Source organism: Pseudomonas sp. R3-18-08 (assembly GCF_003852065.1).
Classification (GTDB): Bacteria; Pseudomonadota; Gammaproteobacteria; order Pseudomonadales; family Pseudomonadaceae; genus Aquipseudomonas.
The window spans coordinates 4,363,356-4,385,384 of record NZ_CP027729.1 but is presented as its reverse complement, the minus strand read 5'-3'; the positions used below and the strand labels follow the sequence as shown (position 1 = coordinate 4,385,384).

The 22,029-nt window shown below is 56.0% G+C and carries 16 protein-coding genes, 6 tRNA genes, 3 rRNA genes and 1 riboswitch; of the genes, 17 read left to right on the top strand and 8 right to left on the bottom strand.

Annotated features, from left to right (window positions below):
* Positions 1 to 21 precede the first annotated feature (21 nt).
* Together C4J92_RS20085 and astE are read left to right on the top strand one after the other, a co-directional pair.
* On the top strand, positions 22 to 306 hold the full coding sequence (locus C4J92_RS20085) for a topoisomerase II (RefSeq protein WP_124364046.1): 285 nt from the start codon (positions 22 to 24) through the stop codon (positions 304 to 306).
* An 11-nt stretch (positions 307 to 317) separates the two neighbouring features.
* Positions 318 to 1,322 carry a succinylglutamate desuccinylase gene (gene astE, locus C4J92_RS20080; protein ID WP_124405043.1) on the top strand — a complete coding sequence of 335 codons (1,005 nt, stop codon included), beginning with the start codon at positions 318 to 320 and terminating at the stop codon, positions 1,320 to 1,322.
* A gap of 114 nt (positions 1,323 to 1,436) precedes the next feature.
* On the opposite strand, the gene C4J92_RS20075 is transcribed toward astE, so the two are convergent.
* Positions 1,437 to 1,946, bottom strand: coding sequence for a 6,7-dimethyl-8-ribityllumazine synthase (locus C4J92_RS20075; RefSeq protein ID WP_124405042.1), 510 nt, complete (start codon positions 1,944 to 1,946; stop codon positions 1,437 to 1,439).
* A gap of 114 nt (positions 1,947 to 2,060) precedes the next feature.
* A riboswitch (FMN riboswitch) is annotated at positions 2,061 to 2,230 on the bottom strand.
* A 190-nt stretch (positions 2,231 to 2,420) separates the two neighbouring features.
* Between C4J92_RS20075 and ltaE the strand changes: the two genes are divergently transcribed.
* The 8 genes from ltaE (at position 2,421) to mgtE (ending at position 10,173) form a co-directional block, all read left to right on the top strand.
* A complete protein-coding gene (gene ltaE / locus C4J92_RS20070; protein WP_124405041.1) occupies positions 2,421 to 3,425 on the top strand; it encodes a low-specificity L-threonine aldolase in 1,005 nt (334 codons plus the stop codon).
* Between the two features lie 146 nt (positions 3,426 to 3,571).
* Positions 3,572 to 6,190 carry an alanine--tRNA ligase gene (gene alaS, locus C4J92_RS20065; protein ID WP_124371602.1) on the top strand — a complete coding sequence of 873 codons (2,619 nt, stop codon included), beginning with the start codon at positions 3,572 to 3,574 and terminating at the stop codon, positions 6,188 to 6,190.
* Positions 6,191 to 6,287: 97 nt separating this feature from the next.
* On the top strand, positions 6,288 to 7,529 hold the full coding sequence (locus C4J92_RS20060) for an aspartate kinase (RefSeq protein ID WP_124368054.1): 1,242 nt from the start codon (positions 6,288 to 6,290) through the stop codon (positions 7,527 to 7,529).
* A gap of 174 nt (positions 7,530 to 7,703) precedes the next feature.
* Positions 7,704 to 7,892, top strand: coding sequence for a carbon storage regulator CsrA (gene csrA, locus C4J92_RS20055; RefSeq protein ID WP_003175645.1), 189 nt, complete (start codon positions 7,704 to 7,706; stop codon positions 7,890 to 7,892).
* 62 nt (positions 7,893 to 7,954) lie between these two features.
* Positions 7,955 to 8,045, top strand: a tRNA-Ser gene (locus C4J92_RS20050).
* A 108-nt stretch (positions 8,046 to 8,153) separates the two neighbouring features.
* Positions 8,154 to 8,230: transfer RNA gene (locus tag C4J92_RS20045), tRNA-Arg, on the top strand.
* Positions 8,231 to 8,303: 73 nt separating this feature from the next.
* Positions 8,304 to 8,380, top strand: a tRNA-Arg gene (locus C4J92_RS20040).
* Positions 8,381 to 8,730: 350 nt separating this feature from the next.
* Positions 8,731 to 10,173 carry a magnesium transporter gene (mgtE, locus tag C4J92_RS20035; RefSeq protein WP_065892684.1) on the top strand — a complete coding sequence of 481 codons (1,443 nt, stop codon included), beginning with the start codon at positions 8,731 to 8,733 and terminating at the stop codon, positions 10,171 to 10,173.
* Positions 10,174 to 10,273: 100 nt separating this feature from the next.
* Here mgtE and C4J92_RS20030 read toward each other — a convergent pair whose 3' ends face one another.
* The 3 genes from C4J92_RS20030 to C4J92_RS20020 all read right to left on the bottom strand — a co-directional run bounded on the left by C4J92_RS20030 (position 10,274) and on the right by C4J92_RS20020 (position 11,403).
* Positions 10,274 to 10,600 (bottom strand): Arc family DNA-binding protein, encoded by a 327-nt coding sequence (locus tag C4J92_RS20030; RefSeq protein WP_003193592.1) that lies wholly within the window; start codon positions 10,598 to 10,600, stop codon positions 10,274 to 10,276.
* Between the two features lie 384 nt (positions 10,601 to 10,984).
* A complete protein-coding gene (locus C4J92_RS27265; RefSeq protein ID WP_124371600.1) occupies positions 10,985 to 11,164 on the bottom strand; it encodes a PA3371 family protein in 180 nt (59 codons plus the stop codon).
* Positions 11,165 to 11,175: 11 nt separating this feature from the next.
* Positions 11,176 to 11,403, bottom strand: coding sequence for a hypothetical protein (locus C4J92_RS20020; protein ID WP_124371599.1), 228 nt, complete (start codon positions 11,401 to 11,403; stop codon positions 11,176 to 11,178).
* Positions 11,404 to 11,725: 322 nt separating this feature from the next.
* On the opposite strand from C4J92_RS20020, the gene C4J92_RS20015 reads away from it, so the two are divergent.
* From C4J92_RS20015 to C4J92_RS19980, 7 genes are all read left to right on the top strand, one after another.
* Positions 11,726 to 11,802 (top strand) — tRNA-Arg (locus C4J92_RS20015).
* Between the two features lie 538 nt (positions 11,803 to 12,340).
* Positions 12,341 to 13,877, top strand: a 16S ribosomal RNA gene (locus tag C4J92_RS20005).
* 82 nt (positions 13,878 to 13,959) lie between these two features.
* Positions 13,960 to 14,036, top strand: a tRNA-Ile gene (locus tag C4J92_RS20000).
* A gap of 30 nt (positions 14,037 to 14,066) precedes the next feature.
* Positions 14,067 to 14,142: transfer RNA gene (locus tag C4J92_RS19995), tRNA-Ala, on the top strand.
* Positions 14,143 to 14,391: 249 nt separating this feature from the next.
* Positions 14,392 to 17,283: ribosomal RNA gene (locus C4J92_RS19990) — 23S ribosomal RNA — on the top strand.
* A gap of 157 nt (positions 17,284 to 17,440) precedes the next feature.
* Positions 17,441 to 17,556: ribosomal RNA gene (rrf, locus tag C4J92_RS19985) — 5S ribosomal RNA — on the top strand.
* Together the 16S, 23S and 5S rRNA genes with 2 tRNA genes alongside form the textbook arrangement of a ribosomal RNA operon.
* Before the next feature lie 393 nt (positions 17,557 to 17,949).
* Positions 17,950 to 19,323, top strand: a complete 1,374-nt coding sequence (locus tag C4J92_RS19980; RefSeq protein ID WP_124405040.1) for an MFS transporter — start codon at positions 17,950 to 17,952, stop codon at positions 19,321 to 19,323.
* Between the two features lie 60 nt (positions 19,324 to 19,383).
* On the opposite strand, the gene C4J92_RS19975 is transcribed toward C4J92_RS19980, so the two are convergent.
* The 4 genes from C4J92_RS19975 to flgA form a co-directional block, all read right to left on the bottom strand.
* On the bottom strand, positions 19,384 to 20,133 hold the full coding sequence (locus C4J92_RS19975) for a flagellar brake protein (RefSeq protein ID WP_124405039.1): 750 nt from the start codon (positions 20,131 to 20,133) through the stop codon (positions 19,384 to 19,386).
* Positions 20,134 to 20,229: 96 nt separating this feature from the next.
* Positions 20,230 to 20,700: a flagella synthesis protein FlgN gene (locus C4J92_RS19970; RefSeq protein WP_124405038.1), complete on the bottom strand. Its 471-nt coding sequence runs from the start codon at positions 20,698 to 20,700 to the stop codon at positions 20,230 to 20,232.
* A gap of 48 nt (positions 20,701 to 20,748) precedes the next feature.
* Positions 20,749 to 21,072 carry a flagellar biosynthesis anti-sigma factor FlgM gene (gene flgM / locus C4J92_RS19965; protein WP_124405037.1) on the bottom strand — a complete coding sequence of 108 codons (324 nt, stop codon included), beginning with the start codon at positions 21,070 to 21,072 and terminating at the stop codon, positions 20,749 to 20,751.
* Positions 21,073 to 21,213: 141 nt separating this feature from the next.
* Positions 21,214 to 21,978, bottom strand: a complete 765-nt coding sequence (gene flgA / locus C4J92_RS19960; RefSeq protein ID WP_124405036.1) for a flagellar basal body P-ring formation chaperone FlgA — start codon at positions 21,976 to 21,978, stop codon at positions 21,214 to 21,216.
* Positions 21,979 to 22,029 lie beyond the last annotated feature (51 nt).

The window sequence follows — 22,029 nt, the reverse complement described above, 5'->3', positions numbered from 1 at the left end:
TACGGCTGAGATATTTTATTTATGACCGACACCCTTAAGCTGATCCTTGAAGACACTGACGGCACCCAGCTGGAAACCTCCTGCACCCGCGTTGCCGTGGTCTGGCAGGGCAAGGAGATCTGGATTCAGCACGACGGCCGTGGCCAACTGCTGATCGGTGTGGATGTGGAGGAGGGTGACGCCGAGTACGCCAACCTGCTGATGCGCCCATTGGCGACCAACCTGATGAGCCTGCAACTGGAAATGGAACCGGCCGAGGTTGAAGGCGACGACGATCACGTCCATGGCCCTGGCTGCAACCACTAAGGAAGCTGCTTATGCTCGCCCTCGGCAAACTGCTTGAACTGACCCTCGCCGGTCGCGAACCGGCGCAAAAAATTCAACTGACTGTCGACGGCGTGCAGATGCGCTGGCTCAGTGAGGGCGCGCTTGAAGTGCGTCCTCCTGAAGCACGGGACAATGGCAGCGACCTGCTGTTGTCGTCCGGCATCCATGGCAACGAAACCGCGCCGATCGAGTTGCTCGACCGTCTGTTGCATGGCATCGCCCGGGGGGAAATCAAACCCCGCACCCGTATTCTGTTCCTGTTCGGCAACCCCGAGGCCATGCGTCGCGGCGAGCGTTACCTTGAACTGGACGTCAACCGGCTGTTCAACGGCCGGCATGAAAGCAACATCGGCCCCGAAGCCATGCGCGCCGCCGAACTGGAACAGCTGGCCCGCAGCTTTTTCAGCCAGCCTGGCCGTTCGCGCCTGCATTACGACCTGCACACCGCGATTCGTGGCTCGAAGATCGAGCAGTTTGCGCTGTACCCGTGGAAGGAAGGGCGCCAGCATTCACGCCACGAACTGGCCCGCCTTTGCGCTGCCGGCATGCAGGCAGCGCTGCTCCAAAACAAAACCTCGATCACCTTCACTGCGTTCACCTACGAGCAACTGGGCGCCGAAGCCTTCACCCTGGAATTGGGCAAGGCGCGGCCGTTCGGGCATAACGAGGGCGTGGATGTTTCACGCCTGGAGCTGCGCCTCAAGCAGATCATCGAGGGCACCGAGCCTGCTACGGACAGCCTCGACGGTATGCAGCTGTTCGCCGTTGCGCGTGAAGTGATCAAGCACAGTGACGCCTTCCTGCTGCACCTGCCGGCCGATGTGGAAAACTTTTCGGAGTTGGAAAAAGGCTACCTGCTGGCCGAAGACGTAGCCAAGACCCGCTGGGTAATCGAGGAAGAGGGCGCACGCATCATCTTCCCCAACCCGAAGGTGAAGAATGGTTTGCGCGCGGGGATATTGATCGTGCCTACCACGGACGCCAACCTGGCATAGATGAAAATGTGGGAGGGGGCTTGCTCCCGATAGCGGTGTATCAGTCACAGATGAGCTGACTGACACACTGTTATCGGGAGCAAGCCCCCTCCCACATTGGTTTTGCAGGGTGGCTTAGACGGCTAAGGCGCGTGGCTCGCTGCGGCGGATCGCCCGCACTTTGTGCAGCGTGTCGGCACACGTACGCGCAGCTTCCTGACCCTTGTGCACGAAGTGCTCGTAGAAGAACGTGGTGTGTTCGCTGCCGCCGTGGAAGTGGTGCGGTGTCAGCGATACTGAGAACACCGGCACTTCGGTTTCGAGTTGCACCTGCATCAGGCCGCTGACCACTGATTGGGCGACGAATTCGTGACGGTAGATGCCGCCATCCACCACCAGCGCGGCGGCGACGATACCGGCGTAACGCCCGGTCTTGGCCAGCAGTTTGGCGTGCAGGGGCATTTCAAAGGCGCCGCCGACTTCGAAGAAGTCGATATCCGATTCCTGGTAGCCCTGGGCGATCATTTCGGCGAGGAAACCTTTACGCGACTGGTCGACAATATCCTTGTGCCAGCAGGCCTGGATAAATGCGACGCGCTCGCCGTGGTGGTTTTTGCTTTTGCTGTCGATTGCGGTGGGTTGCATGTTCTGACTCCTGTTTAAGAAAAAAACAGGGCGTTATGAATCGAATGGGATTTAAGGGTATGCACCGCTGTTTTCATGCAGGCATGAATTCAACGCGCGGCCCTTAGGTGCCAATCCCGTTCTCTCTTCATCCGGACTATGACCGTCGGCCCCGGGATCACACCGGGTCTGCTGACCTTGTCGCCGTCCTGCCTGAGCAGTTCGAGGCGCCAAGCGCTCGCGGGCTATGCACATTGCGCGCAATTACCGCCGGTGGGGAATTGCACCCCGCCCTGAGAACGTTGCCACCAGAACCCTGGCGGCGGAGAGTTTTTAACATGCTTTTTCAAAAACTGCACGGTTGCCGTATCGATAAGCTATATCGGTTTGTTTGGTGGGTATTCGATTGAATGCAGCGGGGACTTGATATTGCGTGGCTTTGCCCGCAGTAATCACTCACAAAAGGACTTATCCATTCCGTTAGAGGCCCCCTTCATGACCGTGATCGACCTGCGCAGCGACACCGTGACCCAACCCACCCCCGGTATGCTCGATGCGATGGCCAGCGCCGTCAGCGGTGATGACGTCTACGGCGAAGACCCCAGCGTCAACCGACTGGAGGCTGAGTTGGCCAGGCGTCTGGGCTTTCCAGCCGCGCTGTTCGTGCCCACCGGCACCATGAGTAACCTGCTGGCGTTGATGGCTCACTGTGAGCGCGGTGAGGAATACATCGTCGGGCAACAGGCCCATACCTACAAATACGAAGGGGGCGGGGCGGCCGTGCTGGGTTCGATCCAGCCGCAGCCGCTGGAGTTGCAGCCAGACGGTTCCCTGGACCTCGACCAGGTGTTGGCGGCGATCAAACCCGATGATTTCCACTTCGCCCGCACGCGCTTGCTGGCGCTGGAAAACACCATGCAAGGCAAGGTGCTGCCATTTGCATACCTGGCCAAGGCGCGGGCGTTTACCCGTGAGCACGGCCTGGCGTTGCATCTGGATGGCGCGCGGCTCTACAACGCGGCGGTCAAGCTGGGCGTGGACGCGCGGGAGATTGCCGGGCATTTCGACTCGGTGTCGGTGTGCCTGTCCAAGGGGCTCGGTGCGCCGGTCGGCTCGGTGCTGTGCGGTTCCACGGCATTGATCGCCAAGGCGCGGCGTCTGCGCAAGATGGTCGGCGGCGGCATGCGCCAGGCCGGTTCACTGGCGGCGGCAGGCCTGTATGCCCTGGATCACCAGGTGCAGCGTTTGGCCGATGACCACGCCAATGCGCAGTGGCTGGGGGATGAGTTGCGCCAGGCGGGTTATACGGTGGAGCCGGTACAGACCAACATGGTCTATGTGCAGATCGGTGACCGGGCCCAGGCCTTGAAAGCGTTTGCCGCCGAGCGCGGGATCAAGTTGAGCGCCGCTCCGCGCCTGCGCATGGTGACGCACCTGGACGTCAGCCGGGCGCAGATTGAGCAAGTCGTGCAGACATTCGTCGCATTTTCGCAGAAATGACAGTGCAGGCCGTCTAATTGACTGCTTCTATCACATAAACACGCTGTACCACCGGCAAAGGGCCGATATAATGCGGCCCTTTGCCGTCGCTTCGTCTGATGATGTTGCGCACTGGCCTTTGGCCGCAGCCTCCGTGGAAGAACCTAATGAAAAGCGCAGAAATCCGTGAAGCCTTCCTTCGCTTCTTCGAAGAGCAAGGCCACACCCGTGTAGCCTCAAGCTCCTTGATCCCAGGCAATGACCCCACCCTGCTGTTCACTAACGCGGGGATGAACCAGTTCAAGGACTGTTTCCTGGGCCAGGAAAAACGCGCCTACACCCGCGCCACCAGCAGTCAGAAGTGCGTACGCGCCGGCGGCAAGAACAGTGACCTGGAAAACGTGGGTTACACCGCGCGCCACCACACTTTCTTCGAAATGCTGGGTAACTTCAGCTTCGGCGATTATTTCAAGAAAGACGCGATCACCTTCGCCTGGACCTTCCTGACCGGCGTGCTGAAACTGCCCAAGGAAAAGCTCTGGGTAACCGTCTATGCCACGGATGACGAAGCGTATGACATCTGGACCCAGCAAATCGGCGTGCCCGCCGAGCGCATGATCCGCATCGGCGACAACAAAGGCGCGCCGTACGCCTCCGATAACTTCTGGACCATGGGCGACACCGGCCCTTGCGGCCCCTGCACCGAGATTTTCTACGATCACGGCGCCGACATCTGGGGTGGCCCGCCGGGTTCGCCGGATGAAGACGGCGACCGCTACATCGAAATCTGGAACAACGTGTTCATGCAGTTCAACCGCACCGCTGATGGCGTGTTGCATCCGTTGCCGGCACCGTCGGTGGACACCGGCATGGGGCTGGAACGGATCAGTGCGGTCATGCAGCACGTTCATTCCAACTATGAAATCGACCTGTTCACCAATCTGTTGAGTGCATCGGCTGCGGCCATTGGCTGCGCCAATGAAGGCCAGTCTTCGCTCAAGGTCGTATCGGACCACATCCGCTCCTGCGGCTTCCTGATTGCCGATGGGGTGCTGCCGTCCAACGAAGGCCGTGGCTATGTGCTGCGCCGCATTATCCGTCGCGCCTGCCGTCACGGTAACAAACTGGGCGCTACCGGCAGCTTCTTCTACAAGATCGTGGCTGCTCTGGTAGCCGAGATGGGCGATGCCTTTCCGGAATTGAAGCAGCAACAAGCCAACATCGAACGGGTGCTCAAGGCTGAGGAAGAGCAGTTCTCCAAGACCCTGGAGCACGGCCTGAAAATTCTCGAGCAGGACCTGGCTGAACTCAAAGGCACTGTGGTGCCGGGCGATGTGGTGTTCAAGCTCTACGACACCTATGGCTTCCCGATGGACCTGACCGCCGACATCGCCCGTGAGCGTGAGCTGACCGTCGATGAGGCCGGTTTCGAGCGTGAGATGGAAGCCCAGCGTGTACGTGCGCGTTCCGCCAGCTCGTTTGGCCTGGACTACAACACCCTGGTCAAGGTTGATGTGCCTACCGAGTTCATCGGCTACAAGGCTACCGCCGGCGCGGCCAAAATCGTTGCCATTTATAAAGACGGCAAGTCAGTCGATGTGCTGAACGAGGGCGATGAAGCGGTGGTGGTCCTGGACCAGACGCCGTTCTACGCGGAGTCGGGCGGGCAAATCGGTGACTGTGGTTTCCTCAGTTCGACGTCCGGTCGTTTCGACGTGCGTGACACCACCAAGACCGGTGGCGCGTTCCTGCACCATGGTGTGTTGGTGCTGGGCAACCTGGTCGTCGGCGCGCCAGTCGACACGCAAGTTGATGCCGACGTAAGGCATGCAACAGCGCTGAATCACTCGGCCACTCACTTGCTGCACGCTGCGTTGCGTCAGGTGCTGGGTGAGCATGTGCAGCAGAAGGGCTCGTTGGTCGACAGCCAGCGCCTGCGTTTCGACTTCAGCCACTTCGAAGCGATCAAGCCTGATCAGATCAAGGCGCTGGAAGATATCGTCAACGCCGAAATCCGTAAGAACACTCCGGTTGAAACCGAGGAAACGGATATCGAAACCGCCAGGAACAAGGGCGCCATGGCGCTGTTTGGCGAGAAGTATGGCGATGAAGTGCGCGTACTGAGCATGGGCGGCAGTTTCTCGGTGGAGCTGTGTGGCGGTATCCACGCCAACCGCACCGGCGACATCGGCCTGTTGAAAATCATCAGCGAAGGCGGTGTGGCCTCCGGTGTACGTCGTATCGAGGCAGTCACCGGTGCCGCGGCGCTGGCCTACCTCAATGCAGCCGAAGAACAACTCAAGGAAGCGGCCGGCCTGGTCAAGGGTAGCCGCGACAATCTGATCGACAAGCTGTCCGCCGTGCTTGAGCGCAACCGTGCGCTGGAGAAACAGCTGGAGCAGTTGCAAGCCAAGGCGGCCAGTGCTGCGGGCGACGATCTGTCGGCCTCCGCGGTTGACGTCAAGGACGTAAAAGTCCTGGCGGCGCGCCTGGACGGTCAGGACGGCAAGGCGTTACTGGCCTTGGTCGATCAGTTGAAGAACAAGCTCGGCCGCGCAGTGATCCTGCTCGGCAGTGTCCATGAGGATAAGGTCGTGCTGGTTGCCGGTGTAACCAAGGACCTGACTGGCCAACTCAAAGCCGGTGATTTGATGAAGCAAGCCGCTGCGGCAGTGGGCGGCAAGGGCGGTGGTCGTCCGGACATGGCGCAAGGTGGCGGTGTAGATGCCGGCGCCCTGGACGCGGCGCTGGCCTTGACCGTGCCGTTTGTCGAGGCAGGTATTTAAGGCGCTGTTAATGAGCCCATGGTCAAGTCGTGGGCTCGCTCGGTTGCTGGAAGATTCGTTTATTGGGCGCCCCTTTACGGGCTGAGGCGGCTTAGAAATGGCTTTGATCGTACAGAAATTCGGAGGCACCTCGGTCGGTTCTGTCGAAAGAATCGAGCAGGTGGCCGACAAGGTTAAGAAGTTCCGTGATGCCGGCGACGACCTGGTGGTGGTGCTGTCGGCCATGAGCGGCGAGACCAATCGCCTGATCGACCTGGCCAAGGCCATCAGCGGTGATCAACAACCGCTCCCGCGTGAGCTGGACGTGATTGTGTCCACTGGTGAGCAGGTAACCATTGCGCTGCTGGCCATGGCCCTGAACAAGCGTGGTGTGCCAGCGGTGTCCTACACTGGCAGCCAGGTACGCATCCTTACCGACAGCGCACATACCAAGGCGCGCATCCTGCAGATCGACGATCAGAAGATTCGTGCTGATCTGAAGGCTGGGCGCGTGGTCGTGGTAGCGGGTTTCCAGGGTGTTGACGAGCAGGGCAATATCACCACGCTTGGGCGTGGCGGTTCGGACACCACGGGCGTGGCGCTGGCAGCGGCTCTCAAGGCTGACGAATGCCAGATCTATACCGATGTGGATGGCGTCTACACCACCGACCCGCGCGTCGTGTCCGTGGCCCAGCGCCTGGACAAGATCACCTTTGAAGAGATGCTGGAAATGGCCAGCCTCGGTTCCAAGGTGCTGCAGATCCGTGCGGTGGAATTCGCCGGCAAGTACAACGTTCCGCTGCGCGTATTGCACAGCTTCAAAGAGGGGCCAGGCACCCTCATTACTATTGATGAAGAGGAATCCATGGAACAGCCGATCATTTCCGGCATCGCTTTCAACCGCGATGAAGCCAAGCTGACGATCCGTGGCGTGCCAGACACTCCGGGTGTGGCCTTCAAGATCCTCGGTCCTATCAGCGGCGCGAATATCGAAGTCGACATGATCGTGCAGAACGTTTCGCACGATAACACCACCGATTTCACCTTCACCGTGCACCGCAACGAGTACGATGCGGCCGAGCGTATCCTGCAGAACACTGCAAGCGAGATCGGCGCCCGTGAAGTGATCGGCGATACCAAGATTGCCAAGGTGTCGATCGTGGGTGTGGGCATGCGCTCCCATGCCGGTGTTGCCAGTCGCATGTTCGAAGCGCTGGCCAAGGAAAGCATCAACATCCAGATGATCTCCACGTCGGAAATCAAAGTCTCGGTAGTGATTGAAGAAAAATACCTGGAACTGGCCGTGCGCGCGCTGCATACCGCTTTTGAGCTGGACGCTCCGGCCCGACAGGGCGAGTGATGCGATGCCAGGAAGGCGCGGCTTACCGCGCCTTTCATTTTTTTGTAGGGCGCATGTTCTTTTGCGTGGGCTCGACAATACTTAGGCGGTAGGGCTACGGCCTTTTGGTTGTAGGTCGAATGCCTTTTTTTTGCAGACTGTTGTTCCTGAAATGAATTGCGTGAGGTGAAAGGTATGTTGATTCTGACTCGTCGTTGCGCAGAAAGCCTGATTATCGGTGATGGCGAAATCACCGTGACCGTGCTCGGCGTCAAAGGCAATCAAGTGCGTATCGGGGTTAACGCTCCGAAAGAGGTAGCGGTCCATCGCGAGGAAATCTACCTGCGGATCAAGAAAGAGAAGGACGAAGAACCAAGCCTTTAATTTTTATCGTTTTTTATGTTTGCAAACGGGGAGGAACGTGGTTAATATACGCCCCGTGTTGCGGAGAGCTGGCCGAGTGGCCGAAGGCGCTCCCCTGCTAAGGGAGTACACCTCAAAAGGGTGTCGGGGGTTCGAATCCCCCGTTCTCCGCCATTATTTGCTTAGTACGTTGCAATCTGGTTTTTTCGGTAAGTTGTTGAAATTGATCGAAAAAATAGCTTTACATAGAGATTGAACGGCCTATAATGCGCGGCAACAAATGCACTCGTAGCTCAGCTGGATAGAGTACTCGGCTACGAACCGAGCGGTCACAGGTTCGAATCCTGTCGAGTGCACCATTTAAGAGTCAATTGCAGCAATGCAGATGGCTTGGTTTCAACCAGTTGTGATCTGGTCTAAAAAACACACTCTGCACTCGTAGCTCAGCTGGATAGAGTACTCGGCTACGAACCGAGCGGTCACAGGTTCGAATCCTGTCGAGTGCACCATACAAACAAAAAGCCCGCCTAGCGCGGGCTTTTTGCCGTCTGGGGTTTGTGTAGGTTTTATCCTGACGTGCGTCTTTTTCTGTTTCCCGTGTGTTTTCCCTTCCCGCTGCGTCGTCGCAATTCATATATATAGCCAACACTCAGCTTTGGCTTGCAAGCGCTTGTTCTTTCCAGTTTTTTTTGACGTTAAAAGCGGCCGAGCGGTGTATCATGCGCCGGTCAGCCCCGCCGGGGCTTGTGGAATGCCTCCATGGACTTACCCAGTAGTTACTCAGTATCCCGCTTTACCAATCATGAATTGACTGATTGATCCTTCCGGCGCGCTCCGCTGCTGGGAGTGGAGTTCGCCTATGACCGAAGTAGAAGTAAAGAAAACACAAGAAAGCCTGCAGGATCGTCTGGCTCAAGTTATCGAGCTGCTGCAGCGCCAGCGCGTGGTCGAAGACCTCACGCACCGCCAGGAAGGTCCGCACCACGACCGCGTCGAAAACCTGGTTCACCGGCAAAATCTCGTCGAGCTGCAACGCAAACTCGATGACCTGCACTCCGCCGACGTTGCTTATATTCTTGAAGCCTTGCCGCTGGATGATCGCCTGACGCTCTGGCAGTTGGTCAAGGCTGATCGCGACGGCGACATTCTCCTCGAAGTATCTGATTCGGTCCGTGAAACCCTGATCGCCGACATGGACGATCATGAGCTCCTGGCTGCGGCCAAGGAGATGGATGCGGACGAGCTGGCCGACCTGGCGCCTGAATTGCCGCGCGATGTTGTTCATGAGCTGATGGAGGCGTTGGACACCCAGCAGCGTGAGCGTGTGCGTTCCGCACTGTCTTATGATGAAGACCAGGTCGGCGCGCTGATGGACTTCGAGATGGTCACCATCCGCGAAGATGTCAGCCTGGAAGTGGTGCTGCGCTACCTGCGTCGTCTCAAAGAGCTACCGGGGCATACCGACAAGCTGTTTGTGGTCGACTATGAAGGCATTCTCAAGGGCGTATTGCCCATCAAGCGCCTGCTTGTAAATGATCCGGAGAAGAGAGTTGCTGACCTGATGGCCAGCGATACCGTGAGCTTTCACCCGGATGAAGATGCCTACGACGCAGCCCAGGCATTTGAGCGTTACGACTTGATCTCCGCCCCGGTGGTGGACAAGAACGGCAAGCTGATCGGCCGCCTGACGATTGACGAAATCGTCGACCTTATTCGCGAAGAGAGTGAAACCGAAGTCCTCAACATGGCGGGTTTGCGTGAAGAGGAAGATATTTTTGCGTCAGTCTGGCGTTCGCTGCACAACCGTTGGGCTTGGCTGGCCGTCAACCTGATTACTGCATTTATCGCGTCCCGCGTGATCGGGCTGTTCGAGGGCTCCATCGAAAAGTTGGTGGCCCTGGCGGCGTTGATGCCGATTGTGGCCGGCATCGGCGGTAACTCCGGTAACCAGACCATCACCATGATCGTACGCGCCATGGCGCTGGATCAGGTCAGCACCGCCAACTCTTCGCGCCTGCTGCGCAAGGAGCTGGCTGTGGGCCTCATCAATGGCCTGGTGTGGGGAGGCGTAATCGGCGTGGTGGCTTACTTGCTATATGGCAGTTGGTCGCTGGGTGTGGTGATGACCGCTGCCATGACCCTCAATTTGCTTTTGGCTGCCTTGATGGGGGTTTTGATCCCTATGACCCTGGCGCGTCTGGGGCGCGATCCTGCCATGGGGGCCAGCGTGATGATCACGGCCATGACTGACAGTGGTGGCTTTTTCATCTTCCTGGGCTTGGCTACGATCTTCCTGCTCTGACCTTTCCTGCGGGGGCAAATCTGCCCTCGCATTGCTTTCTTGCTCAAATCCCACGCAAAAAAAAGCCAGCACATGGCTGGCTTCGGCTTTCAGCTGCAAATCAATTGGCTTCTGCGGCCGCCTCTACGTCATGTGCGATCAGAGAGACGAGAGCATTTTGCTGGCGGTGGGAAAGCTGGCGAAAACGCTGCAGCAGTTCGCGTTCGTGCAGTGACAGCTCTGGGCTGTCCAGGCGCATGCTCAACTCTTCACCCAAGGCACCTTCCTGAATAAGGCTCTGTTCCAGGCGAGCGATGATTTCGGAGTTCATGCTGCGATGATGATTGCGAGCCACCTCGGCAATGCGTTCCCGCATTCCGTCTGGCAGACGTACGACGAACTTGTCAGCCGTACGGCTGGAATAAATTGCCTGTTTCAATGGGCGCATATATTTAACCGGTTAGTTCAGGGGAGCGGTTTTTGGAATTGGCCGCAAGATGAGTGTTAAGACAAGGCTCACGACCAAAGTTCAACCCGAATTGCAAAGAGGCCGCATCATGCCTCAGATTTGACATTTCCTTGGCGTCAATTCTGTGACAAATATTGAACCGCCTAAAGGCTTTATGCCAGCACTGATTTGCATTTTTGCGGACTGGTTGGAAAAGTTTTCGCGTGGGATCGGGTATTCCTGATCTTCGCGCAAGGCTTATCCGAAATCGGGGTGAAGAGCGCACGCCTTAAGCAACATGGCCTTTTGCCCTCATCTGTAAGGGTAGTGGCAGTTTGCTGATTTGCTAGCGCTAAGCGACATAAGGTCGGGCTGGAGGGGGAGTTAGCGCAGTATGGGGTCGAATTTTATCCGCCGCCCGAGGACGAGCGTCACGACCAGGAGGCATCCAAAAACAGCACTGGCGATGAATGCCAGGGTGCGAGTGTCTTGCATGGCATTACTTAAGCCCAGTAAGGCGGTTGCGAGCGTCAGGCACAAAAAAAGCCATGCAGGTTTGGACATGAGTAGCGCTCTCAGAAAACCCAGTGTTCGGATGTTGGGGTGGCTTGGGTGCCTTGGGTTAAACGAACAGGGGATTGAGGGTCTGCTGTCATCACCGCCAGCTGTGGTCGTTGCTGCAGGTGGTGCGGTACGGCCTGGGTAATTTGGGCTGGGTCTTGCAATTTGGCTGGGAAGAAATGAAAAGTTACCAGCGCAGCCAGTGCCATTGTATTGAGGGCGAGTAGTAGGGCGCTGTTCATAGTCTTCTTCTCCGTATGCCTTGGCCAAATGGGGTCGTGGGAGAAGTGTTGCAGGTCGCGTGCCAACTGATTTATTCAATATAATCAATGAGTTATCTTGTTTTGCGGGGTGTCGTGTAGTGCAATTTGCAATGATGGCACTTTGAGGGAGTGCATTTTGCACGACGGCATCGGCCGCCCGGATTGTATTGGGCAGCGCTACCGCATGCTTGCAAGCATTGGCTTACGATCAAAAAGCCAAGGGATGACATGACAAAAACTACCTTGCCCGTTAACATGCACGCCGTCCGTCGTTGAGCCTTTGGCTTGTCGATTGCGATTTGTCCCAGTAGCTCAATTGGATAGAGCATCCCCCTCCTAAGGGGAAGGTTGGCCGTTCGAACCGGCCCTGGGACACCATCCCTCAGTTGTTGTCTTGTTGCGTTCGTCAATATCAAATCAATCGCTTAGCTTCCTGACTGTAGCCGTGAGAAGTGCGGCGGTATTCAGTTGCTGGTCGGTGGGCAATCGAATCGCTATGGTCCCTGGGTCGTCCTTTTGTTTCCTCTATATAGAAGGGCGGTGGGATGGAAAAGAATTCCCGGGTTTTCGATTTAACTGCTTGACGCCCCTGCGTAAAGCTGTAGAATTCGCCTCCCGCTTACGAGAGATCGCAAGCGCAAGTGGTTGAAGTTATTGAAGAAATCTTCGAAAACTTCTGAAAATAACCACTTGACAGCAAATGAGGCTGCTGTAGAATGCGCGCCTCGGTTGAGACGAATAGCTCTTAGCCAACCGCTCTTTAACAACTGAATCAAGCAATTCGTGTGGGTGCTTGTGGAGTCAGACTGATAGTCAACAAGATTATCAGCATCACAAGTTACTCCGCGAGAAATCAAAGATGTAACCAACGATTGCTGAGCCAAGTTTAGGGTTTCTTAAAAACCCAAAGATGTTTGAACTGAAGAGTTTGATCATGGCTCAGATTGAACGCTGGCGGCAGGCCTAACACATGCAAGTCGAGCGGTAGAGAGAAGCTTGCTTCTCTTGAGAGCGGCGGACGGGTGAGTAATGCCTAGGAATCTGCCTGGTAGTGGGGGATAACGTTCGGAAACGGACGCTAATACCGCATACGTCCTACGGGAGAAAGCAGGGGACCTTCGGGCCTTGCGCTATCAGATGAGCCTAGGTCGGATTAGCTAGTTGGTGAGGTAATGGCTCACCAAGGCGACGATCCGTAACTGGTCTGAGAGGATGATCAGTCACACTGGAACTGAGACACGGTCCAGACTCCTACGGGAGGCAGCAGTGGGGAATATTGGACAATGGGCGAAAGCCTGATCCAGCCATGCCGCGTGTGTGAAGAAGGTCTTCGGATTGTAAAGCACTTTAAGTTGGGAGGAAGGGCAGTTACCTAATACGTGATTGTTTTGACGTTACCGACAGAATAAGCACCGGCTAACTCTGTGCCAGCAGCCGCGGTAATACAGAGGGTGCAAGCGTTAATCGGAATTACTGGGCGTAAAGCGCGCGTAGGTGGTTTGTTAAGTTGGATGTGAAATCCCCGGGCTCAACCTGGGAACTGCATTCAAAACTGACTGACTAGAGTGTGGTAGAGGGTGGTGGAATTTCCTGTGTAGCGGTGAAATGCGTAGATATAGGAAGGAACACCAGTGGCGAAGGCGACCACCTGGACCAACACTGACACTGAGGTGCGAAAGCGTGGGGAGCAAACAGGATTAGATACCCTGGTAGTCCACGCCGTAAACGATGTCAACTAGCCGTTGGGAGCCTTGAGCTCTTAGTGGCGCAGCTAACGCATTAAGTTGACCGCCTGGGGAGTACGGCCGCAAGGTTAAAACTCAAATGAATTGACGGGGGCCCGCACAAGCGGTGGAGCATGTGGTTTAATTCGAAGCAACGCGAAGAACCTTACCAGGCCTTGACATCCAATGAACTTTCCAGAGATGGATTGGTGCCTTCGGGAGCATTGAGACAGGTGCTGCATGGCTGTCGTCAGCTCGTGTCGTGAGATGTTGGGTTAAGTCCCGTAACGAGCGCAACCCTTGTCCTTAGTTACCAGCACGTTATGGTGGGCACTCTAAGGAGACTGCCGGTGACAAACCGGAGGAAGGTGGGGATGACGTCAAGTCATCATGGCCCTTACGGCCTGGGCTACACACGTGCTACAATGGTCGGTACAGAGGGTTGCCAAGCCGCGAGGTGGAGCTAATCCCAGAAAACCGATCGTAGTCCGGATCGCAGTCTGCAACTCGACTGCGTGAAGTCGGAATCGCTAGTAATCGCGAATCAGAATGTCGCGGTGAATACGTTCCCGGGCCTTGTACACACCGCCCGTCACACCATGGGAGTGGGTTGCACCAGAAGTAGCTAGTCTAACCTTCGGGAGGACGGTTACCACGGTGTGATTCATGACTGGGGTGAAGTCGTAACAAGGTAGCCGTAGGGGAACCTGCGGCTGGATCACCTCCTTAATCGACGACATCAGCTGCTCCATAAGTTCCCACACGAATTGCTTGATTCATTGAAGAAGACGAAAAGAAGCAGCCCGAAATTGGGTCTGTAGCTCAGTTGGTTAGAGCGCACCCCTGATAAGGGTGAGGTCGGCAGTTCGAATCTGCCCAGACCCACCAATTTTGTGTGGGAAACGCCTGTAGAAATACGGGGCCATAGCTCAGCTGGGAGAGCGCCTGCCTTGCACGCAGGAGGTCAACGGTTCGATCCCGTTTGGCTCCACCACTACTGCTTCTGTTTGTAGAAAGCTTAGAAATGAGCATTCCATCGTTGTGATGGTGAATGTTGATTTCTAGTCTTTGACTAGTTCGTTCTTTAAAAATTTGGGTATGTGATAGAAAGATAGACTGGACGTTACTTTCACTGGTAACGGCTCAGGCTAAGGTAAAATTTGTGAGTCGCTCTTAATTGAGTATGATCGAATTTTCGGCGAATGTTGTCTTCACAGTATAACCAGATTGCTTGGGGTTATATGGTCAAGTGAAGAAGCGCATACGGTGGATGCCTTGGCAGTCAGAGGCGATGAAAGACGTGGTAGCCTGCGAAAAGCTTCGGGGAGTCGGCAAACAGACTTTGATCCGGAGATGTCTGAATGGGGGAACCCAGCCATCATAAGATGGTTACCTTACACTGAATACATAGGTGTATGGAGCGAACCAGGGGAACTGAAACATCTAAGTACCCTGAGGAAAAGAAATCAACCGAGATTCCCTTAGTAGTGGCGAGCGAACGGGGACTAGCCCTTAAGTGGCTTTGAGATTAGCGGAACGCTCTGGAAAGTGCGGCCATAGTGGGTGATAGCCCTGTACGCGAAAATCTCTTAGTCATGAAATCGAGTAGGACGGAGCACGAGAAACTTTGTCTGAATATGGGGGGACCATCCTCCAAGGCTAAATACTACTGACTGACCGATAGTGAACTAGTACCGTGAGGGAAAGGCGAAAAGAACCCCGGAGAGGGGAGTGAAATAGATCCTGAAACCGTATGCGTACAAGCAGTGGGAGCCTACTTTGTTAGGTGACTGCGTACCTTTTGTATAATGGGTCAGCGACTTATTTTCAGTGGCGAGCTTAACCGAATAGGGGAGGCGTAGCGAAAGCGAGTCTTAATAGGGCGTCTAGTCGCTGGGAATAGACCCGAAACCGGGCGATCTATCCATGGGCAGGTTGAAGGTTGGGTAACACTAACTGGAGGACCGAACCGACTACCGTTGAAAAGTTAGCGGATGACCTGTGGATCGGAGTGAAAGGCTAATCAAGCTCGGAGATAGCTGGTTCTCCTCGAAAGCTATTTAGGTAGCGCCTCATGTATCACTGTAGGGGGTAGAGCACTGTTTCGGCTAGGGGGTCATCCCGACTTACCAAACCGATGCAAACTCCGAATACCTACAAGTGCCGAGCATGGGAGACACACGGCGGGTGCTAACGTCCGTCGTGAAAAGGGAAACAACCCAGACCGTCAGCTAAGGTCCCAAAGTTATGGTTAAGTGGGAAACGATGTGGGAAGGCTTAGACAGCTAGGAGGTTGGCTTAGAAGCAGCCACCCTTTAAAGAAAGCGTAATAGCTCACTAGTCGAGTCGGCCTGCGCGGAAGATGTAACGGGGCTCAAACCATACACCGAAGCTACGGGTATCACGTAAGTGATGCGGTAGAGGAGCGTTCTGTAAGCCTGTGAAGGTGAGTTGAGAAGCTTGCTGGAGGTATCAGAAGTGCGAATGCTGACATGAGTAACGACAATGGGTGTGAAAAACACCCACGCCGAAAGACCAAGGTTTCCTGCGCAACGTTAATCGACGCAGGGTTAGTCGGTCCCTAAGGCGAGGCTGAAAAGCGTAGTCGATGGAAAACAGGTTAATATTCCTGTACTTCTGGTTATTGCGATGGAGGGACGGAGAAGGCTAGGCCAGCTTGGCGTTGGTTGTCCAAGTTTAAGGTGGTAGGCTGGAATCTTAGGTAAATCCGGGATTCTAAGGCCGAGAGCTGATGACGAGTTGTCTTTTAGACGACGAAGTGGTTGATGCCATGCTTCCAAGAAAAGCTTCTAAGCTTCAGGTAACCAGGAACCGTACCCCAAACCGACACAGGTGGTTGGGTAGAGAATACCAAGGCGCTTGAGAGAACTCGGGTGAAGGAACTAGGCAAAATGGCACCGTAACTTCGGGAGAAGGTGCGCCGGTGAGGGTGAAGGACTTGCTCCGTAAGCTCATGCCGGTCGAAGATACCAGGCCGCTGCGACTGTTTATTAAAAACACAGCACTCTGCAAACACGAAAGTGGACGTATAGGGTGTGACGCCTGCCCGGTGCCGGAAGGTTAATTGATGGGGTTAGCTAACGCGAAGCTCTTGATCGAAGCCCCGGTAAACGGCGGCCGTAACTATAACGGTCCTAAGGTAGCGAAATTCCTTGTCGGGTAAGTTCCGACCTGCACGAATGGCGTAACGATGGCGGCGCTGTCTCCACCCGAGACTCAGTGAAATTGAAATCGCTGTGAAGATGCAGTGTATCCGCGGCTAGACGGAAAGACCCCGTGAACCTTTACTATAGCTTTGCACTGGACTTTGAATTTGCTTGTGTAGGATAGGTGGGAGGCTTTGAAGCGTGGACGCCAGTTCGCGTGGAGCCAACCTTGAAATACCACCCTGGCAACTTTGAGGTTCTAACTCAGGTCCGTTATCCGGATCGAGGACAGTGTATGGTGGGTAGTTTGACTGGGGCGGTCTCCTCCTAAAGAGTAACGGAGGAGTACGAAGGTGCGCTCAGACCGGTCGGAAATCGGTCGTAGAGTATAAAGGCAAAAGCGCGCTTGACTGCGAGACAGACACGTCGAGCAGGTACGAAAGTAGGTCTTAGTGATCCGGTGGTTCTGTATGGAAGGGCCATCGCTCAACGGATAAAAGGTACTCCGGGGATAACAGGCTGATACCGCCCAAGAGTTCATATCGACGGCGGTGTTTGGCACCTCGATGTCGGCTCATCACATCCTGGGGCTGAAGCCGGTCCCAAGGGTATGGCTGTTCGCCATTTAAAGTGGTACGCGAGCTGGGTTTAGAACGTCGTGAGACAGTTCGGTCCCTATCTGCCGTGGACGTTTGAGATTTGAGAGGGGCTGCTCCTAGTACGAGAGGACCGGAGTGGACGAACCTCTGGTGTTCCGGTTGTCACGCCAGTGGCATTGCCGGGTAGCTATGTTCGGAATAGATAACCGCTGAAAGCATCTAAGCGGGAAACTAGCCTCAAGATGAGATCTCACTGGGACCTTGAGTCCCCTGAAGGGCCGTCGAAGACTACGACGTTGATAGGTTGGGTGTGTAAGCGCTGTGAGGCGTTGAGCTAACCAATACTAATTGCCCGTGAGGCTTGACCATATAACACCCAAGCAATTTGACTACTCGAAAGAGCATCAGATTGCGGTGTGTGAAGACGCAATGAACCGAAAGTTCGAGGCTCACAAAACACCGACTTCTATCCCATACCTAATTTGCTGAAGCGAGGCCATCTGGCCACGACTCAGTACCCGAATTTCTTGACGACCATAGAGCATTGGAACCACCTGATCCCATCCCGAACTCAGTAGTGAAACGATGCATCGCCGATGGTAGTGTGGGGTTTCCCCATGTGAGAGTAGGTCATCGTCAAGATTAAATTCCGAAACCCCATTTGCGAAAGCAGATGGGGTTTTGTTTTGGGCGGTCGAAACCCTCACACCTCTTGCAAACGCAAGCCTGCTCGCGAGATCGCCGACGCCAATGCGAATGTACCGGTAAGGCTCTATATCCTATAGAAAGCTCTATTCTGGCCTTTTATGGCAGATACCCAAAGACCAGTCGAACCTTGGCTATGATCAAGGTTCACAGATGGTGCGTTGTATATTTATCTCCACTTCATGTACCTCGCAGACACGCAAACAGCGTCTGAACGGTTAAGCAAAATAATCCCGGAAACTGCTCATGCCGCCTGTCCGGACCCGACCACTGCGGACTATCATGCCGATAGCCCTGTCCCCTCACTGCAAGGAGCCGCTCGGAACGCCGATGCGCCAAATCTGGAAATCTTTTCGAGCCCTCTATTTCGCTTCCCTGATGATGCTGATCGGCTCCGGCCTGCTCAGTACTTATCTGGCCTTGCGTTTGGCGGCGGATAACGTCGATAGCCTGTGGGTCGGTGCGCTGATGGCGGCCAACTACTTTGGCCTGGTGCTGGGCGGCAAGATCGGGCACCGTTTGATTGCGCGTGTCGGGCATATACGCGCTTACGCTACCTGCGCCGGTATCGTCGGTGCGGCTGTGCTGGGTCATGGCTTGATCGATTGGCTACCAGCCTGGATCGTGCTGCGGGTGATCGTGGGCCTGGGAATGATGTGCCAGTACATGGTCATCGAAAGCTGGCTCAACGAGCAGGCCGATGCCAAGCAGCGCGGCGTAGTGTTCAGCGGCTACATGATCGCCTCCTATCTCGGTCTGGTGCTGGGCCAGCTGATCCTGGTCATGCATCCCCACCTGGGTCTTGAACTGCTGATGCTGGTGGCGCTGTGCTTCGCCCTCTGTCTGGTGCCGGTGGCCATGACCCGCCGCATTCACCCGGCGCCGTTGCACCCGGCGCCGATGGAGCCGCGTTTCTTTATCAAGCGTGTGCCCCAGTCGCTCAGCACAGTGCTGGGCGCAGGGCTGATCGTCGGCTCGTTCTACGGCTTGGCACCGCTCTATGCCTCCCAGCAGGGGTTGACGACCGAACAGGTCGGTTTGTTCATGGGCTCCTGCATTTTCGCGGGACTGCTCGTGCAGTGGCCGCTGGGCTGGTTGTCGGACCGCTATGACCGCGCACTGCTGATTCGCTGCTTTGCCTTGTGCTTGGCGGTAGCCGCGCTGCCCTTAGCGATCATGACCCAGGTCCCTCTGGAAATGCTGTTCGTGGCGGGCTTCCTATGTTCACTCGTGCAGTTTTGTCTTTACCCGTTGGCAGTGGCGTTTTCCAACGATCATGTGGAAGGTGATCGCAGGGTGTCGCTGACCGCTATGTTGCTGGTGACTTACGGCATTGGGGCCAGTATCGGGCCGCTTCTGGCGGGCGTGCTGATGAAGCTGTTCGGCAGCCAGATGCTGTACGCCTTCTTCAGTTTGTGTGCGTTGATCCTGGTATGGCGTATTCGGCCGAAGGCGGTGACTAACCTGCACCAGGTAGACGATGCGCCGCTGCATCACGTGGCGATGCCTGACAGCATGTCCAGTTCGCCGTTGGTGGCCGCCCTTGACCCACGGGTAGATGAGCAGGTGGTACAGGAGCAGATGCAGGCCACTGTTCCTGAGCCAGAGCCCGAACCCACGGTGGGCGAGCCGGTTGCGCAGACGCCACCGGAATCAACGGACCCGGACGATCATCCCCATGATTTGAGCAGGGCACGCCCCTGAACGAAAAAACGGGCAGATCCCATCAGGATCTGCCCGTTTTTTTACAGCTGCGTCCAAGGCTTAAAAATCGTCATCCTTGTCGAAGCGTCGAGCTTCGCGCTGCAGTTGATACACAAAACGCTCCACTTGGCGCTGCACCAGGCCGCTCATGTTATGGAAGCGCACACCCGCGAAGGTGGTATTGATCTTGTCTTCGAAATGCAGGTAACGCAGCTCGACAGCGGTGGTCATGTTGCCGAACGGCAGCGCGACGACAAAGCGGTCATAGACTTGGCCCAGCTGCAAGCGCTCGGAAATGTCGCCTTCAAAGCGCAATTTGCATCCGGTGGCCGAGATATCCAGCAGCTTGCCATTGAAAGGTGCCTTGAGCTTCTCGCCGCCCAGTTCGATGCTCACCAATTGGGCCAGTTTCAATGCAGCGCGAAACGCGTTACGACGTTGATGGTAGACCACCTCGCCGGGCAGGCCGCCAGTGTAAATGCGGTGGCCGTCTTTTTCGCTGACACTCAGCGTGCCGTTACTTTCCCAGGCGACCCGCACGCCATCATGAAAACCCTCGATGCGGAAGGGCTCGCCATTTTCCAGGTAACGTTCACCATCGCGCGGGATCATTTCGTCCAGTGCCAGCGTCTTGTTATCCCGATCGATATCCACCAGATAGCTTTGGAAGCGTTGGCTGCGCTCGTGGAAAGTGATGATCAATGGATCATGGCTTTCCTGGAGCATTCGCAAAGTGCTGGCGATTTCCAGAGGCGTGGTGAGGACCTTCGGTGGCTGCGGTGCATCTTCCGCATTAAGGGCGTTGAACACAGTTGTTCCATCTCCAGGCAAAATACGACTACACGCAAGAACGGGCATTTTGCCAGTATGTAGCGCACCTTGGATAGCTCGCGCTATAAACCGGCGTCAGGCTTGGCTGCGGGTGCTTGGCTTGACCAGGCGTGAAGTGGAACCTTGGGCGTTATACAGGGCCGGTGGCTCGCCGCCGTGAAGGATGCGTAACTGGTTGGCGGTGGTGGCTTGCTGAAGCTGGATCGACTGGCCGTTGAGCAGATTGGCTTCCTGGCACTGGGCGAGCAACTGATTGAGTTCTTTGCTTTGCGCCAGCAATTGATCGCCGACCGAAGAATGACTCGCCAGCTGTGCCAGGCCGTCGTGATCGGCGGGCAGGCCCAGGCTGGCGAGGATCTCGCTGCGCTTCTTGCCGTGCTGTTCGAGCAGCACAATCAGCGACTGTTTGCGCGCCAGTATTTCTTCGAGCAAAGGCATATCCCGGCCATACAGGGCCAGGGATTCCTCTTTGAGCAGCTCGAGCAATTGCTGCGTCGGCGCCAGATCATCAATGATCAGTTGAAGCAAATGTTCGTCGTGGTGCATGGCTGGCCTTGGGTTTTAAGCGTCCAGAAGCCCAGCGCAGGCCTTTGCCTAGCGCTCGGCTTCGAAGTTAAGCAGCTTGCTGGCTACACGGTTGCTGTCGACCGCATAAGTGCCATCGGCGATTGCCTGTTTCAACTCGGCCACACGGGCTTTATTGACAATCGGTTGATCGCGCAGCGAGTCAGTGACCTTCTGCAACTGTTGAGCCTCATTGCTCAGGTGTACCGATTCCCCACTCTGGCTCGCGCTTGCTTGCTCTGCCTTGGCGGGCAAGGGCTGGGACTTGGCTTCTACGCTGTCCTTGGTACCGTTGGTGCGCGTGTTGCCTGGTAAGGGCTGAGTGCTGTTCAAACGATTGAAATCAATGACCATGATAAAAAAACCTCTGGGTAGTGGACGCTTGCCATGTTTTCGGCCATACCCAAACAAACTTTAGGCTTTAGTGACAATAAACCTGTACGGCGCGGCATCCAACCCACAGTGTAGGAAAAGCGGGCAATTGATTCCAGTCATCTATAGCGCCACCTCGACTTGGCCGGGGGCCGTCACCCGCGCCTTGATCACACGATTGGAGTTGAGGTTCTTGACCCGGATCTGTTCGCTCATACCGCCATTGGATAGCGCTTCCCCCGGCATTCTTACGTTCAACCCGCCGCTGCTGGCGGAAATCACCACTTGGTCACCCTTGCGAATCACTTCCGCCTGCTCCAGATGCACCAGCGTGATCACCTGATCGGTGACCATTGGTCGGGTGAGTCGCTGCCCGACAGCCTGGTCCAGGGAGGTCAAGTAACCCTGATTGATCAGGCTGATATCCCGCTCACGCAGCACAACATCGTCATAGCCAATAATGCCGGTGCGCTTCAAAGGGCGCGCCACCACGACCACGTCGCGGAACAATTTGACCTGGGCCGGCACAAACACCGTCCAGGGGGAGGCGCTCTCACAGCGGACTTTAACGGTTACCCGACCGATGGGCTGGGCGGGACTTTCCAGGGTGGCTGTCAATTCCTTGTCGCACATTGGCAGGCGCAGGCGCGGGTCCAAAGGGTTGACCTGGATTTCATAGCGCCCCGGTGTCTGGGTGGTTGCCAGATAATCTTCTACAGTGAATTCAAGAAAGCCCTGGGTGACGCCGATAAGTAGATCAGGCAGGGTGACGTTGTCGGCACGAGCCGTAACGCCCACGCCCCAGACAAGCAGCGCCATCGCGGCGCAGAGCAGTCTGCGGTACTTTGGGCGGCTTGGACGTCGGGAAACTGTCATTTTAATATCCATAGCCAAGCAAATTGCAAAGCTCGTGCCGTTTAGTGTTGGGTACGCATCGTA

Excerpts from the sequence above, each read along its gene's own strand:
- C4J92_RS20085 (WP_124364046.1), top strand. The coding sequence starts at position 22 with ATGACCGACACCCTTAAGCTGATCCTTGAAGACACTGACGGCACCCAG.
- astE (WP_124405043.1), top strand. The coding sequence starts at position 318 with ATGCTCGCCCTCGGCAAACTGCTTGAACTGACCCTCGCCGGTCGCGAA.
- C4J92_RS20075 (WP_124405042.1), bottom strand. The coding sequence starts at position 1,946 with ATGCAACCCACCGCAATCGACAGCAAAAGCAAAAACCACCACGGCGAG.
- ltaE (WP_124405041.1), top strand. The coding sequence starts at position 2,421 with ATGACCGTGATCGACCTGCGCAGCGACACCGTGACCCAACCCACCCCC.
- alaS (WP_124371602.1), top strand. The coding sequence starts at position 3,572 with ATGAAAAGCGCAGAAATCCGTGAAGCCTTCCTTCGCTTCTTCGAAGAG.
- C4J92_RS20060 (WP_124368054.1), top strand. The coding sequence starts at position 6,288 with ATGGCTTTGATCGTACAGAAATTCGGAGGCACCTCGGTCGGTTCTGTC.
- csrA (WP_003175645.1), top strand. The coding sequence starts at position 7,704 with ATGTTGATTCTGACTCGTCGTTGCGCAGAAAGCCTGATTATCGGTGAT.
- mgtE (WP_065892684.1), top strand. The coding sequence starts at position 8,731 with ATGACCGAAGTAGAAGTAAAGAAAACACAAGAAAGCCTGCAGGATCGT.
- C4J92_RS20030 (WP_003193592.1), bottom strand. The coding sequence starts at position 10,600 with ATGCGCCCATTGAAACAGGCAATTTATTCCAGCCGTACGGCTGACAAG.
- C4J92_RS27265 (WP_124371600.1), bottom strand. The coding sequence starts at position 11,164 with ATGTCCAAACCTGCATGGCTTTTTTTGTGCCTGACGCTCGCAACCGCC.
- C4J92_RS20020 (WP_124371599.1), bottom strand. The coding sequence starts at position 11,403 with ATGAACAGCGCCCTACTACTCGCCCTCAATACAATGGCACTGGCTGCG.
- C4J92_RS19980 (WP_124405040.1), top strand. The coding sequence starts at position 17,950 with ATGCGCCAAATCTGGAAATCTTTTCGAGCCCTCTATTTCGCTTCCCTG.
- C4J92_RS19970 (WP_124405038.1), bottom strand. The coding sequence starts at position 20,700 with ATGCACCACGACGAACATTTGCTTCAACTGATCATTGATGATCTGGCG.
- flgM (WP_124405037.1), bottom strand. The coding sequence starts at position 21,072 with ATGGTCATTGATTTCAATCGTTTGAACAGCACTCAGCCCTTACCAGGC.
- flgA (WP_124405036.1), bottom strand. The coding sequence starts at position 21,978 with ATGGATATTAAAATGACAGTTTCCCGACGTCCAAGCCGCCCAAAGTAC.